This is a genomic window from Rudaea sp. (assembly GCF_036383415.1).
Taxonomy (GTDB): Bacteria; Pseudomonadota; Gammaproteobacteria; order Xanthomonadales; family Rhodanobacteraceae; genus Rudaea.
The window spans coordinates 1-1,580 of the sequence record NZ_DASVOK010000018.1; the positions used below are offsets into that span (position 1 = coordinate 1).

Consider the following 1,580-nt stretch of genomic DNA (forward strand, 5'->3'; position numbering starts at 1 on the left):
CGTCGGCAGCTTCGCACCGGCGCCCGACAGTCACACGGTCTACCTGACGGCCGAAGACGCAGGCCAGGAAAAACTCTATCGCGCCGCGAACGGCGACAAGGAAGCCAAGCTCGTCGGCGCGCCCGCGCATGGCACGTGGGCAAACCTGAGCGGTGGCGTAAAGTCGCCCCTGCTGCTCGCGCAGTACGAGTCGGCCACCGAGCCGCCGGAGATCGTGCGCCTCGACACCTCGGGCAAGATGCAGAAGCTCACGAATTTCACCGCCGAGCGCACGGCCAAGCTGGACCTCGGTCCGGTCGAGCATTTCGTCTTCACCAATACGCGCGGCCAGCGCATCGACTCGATGCTGGTGAAGCCGCCGCATTTCGACGCGGCGAAGAAATATCCGTTGCTCGTGGTCATGCACGGCGGCCCGTTCTCGCAGTGGCGCGACCAGTGGGTGCTGCGCTGGAACTACCACCTGCTCGCCGCGCCCGGCTACGTCGTGCTGCTGACCAACTACGTCGGCTCGACCGGCTACGGCGAGGCATTCTCGCAGGCGATCCAGGGCGATCCGCTCAGGGGCCCGGGCGACGACATCAATGCTGCCGCGGACGAGGCGATCAAGAAGTATACTTTCATCGACGCGAGCCATCAGTGCGCCGCCGGCGCGAGCTACGGCGGTCACTTGTCGAACTGGATGCAGGCGACGACGACGCGCTACCGCTGTCTCGTCAGCCACGCCGGCCTGGTCAATCTCGAAGCGCAGTGGGGCACGTCGGACACGATCTACGGCCGCGAAGTCGGCAACGGGGGTCCGGTCTGGGAACAGGGCGTGGTCTGGCGCGAGCAGAACCCGATCCGCTTCGCGGCGAAATTCAAGACCCCGGCGCTGGTCTCGGTCGGCGAACACGACTTCCGCGTGCCGATCAACAACGCACTCGAATACTGGTCGGCGCTGCAACGCCAGCGCGTCGAGAGCAAGCTCATCGTTTTTCCCGACGAGAACCACTGGGTGCTCAACGCCGAGAACTCGAAGTTCTGGTACGGCGAAGTCCAGACATGGCTGGCGCGGTGGTTGAAGGACGAAAAGCCGAAGAACGGCTAGATCGGACTTCAATCCGGAATGAAGAGCGGGGTTCGATGAATCGAGCCCCTACGAAGCGGAGGCAAACGCATTGCCCATTGCGGGACTTGTGGGAGAATCCGGCTCATCGGTTTCGATGAAAGGACGCAAAGGCCATGCCCCCATCGATAGCCTCGCTGAAAACCCGCGCAGTGCAAGCGCGCGATCGCACACTTGCGCTGCGCCACTCGCACCGCGCGCGCAAGCTCGCCTTGATCGCGGCGATCGTGTTGATCGTCTACGCGCTGCTCGGCTTTTTCCTCGTACCCGCGCTGCTGCAGCGCTGGGTCGACGCGAACGCGGGCAAGTTGCTCGGGCGGCCCGTATCGGTCGGCGCATTGCAATTCAATCCGTTCACGCTGAAGCTCGGCGCGGACCAGGTGCATGTCGCCGATGCCGACGGCAAGGCGCCCTTTGTCGACATCGACCGCCTCGTGCTCAACGGCGCATGGACCTCGCTGCTGCGCTGGGCGCC

General features: G+C 64.7%; 2 protein-coding genes. Both read left to right on the top strand.

All coding sequences use genetic code 11. The features are described from left to right. A partial coding sequence (locus tag VF497_RS00590; RefSeq protein ID WP_330885213.1) for an alpha/beta hydrolase family protein occupies positions 1 to 1,087 on the top strand: 1,087 nt, incomplete at its 5' end. Between the two features lie 134 nt (positions 1,088 to 1,221). Next, the coding region (locus tag VF497_RS00595) for a hypothetical protein (protein WP_330885215.1) at positions 1,222 to 1,580 on the top strand (359 nt) is incomplete at its 3' end.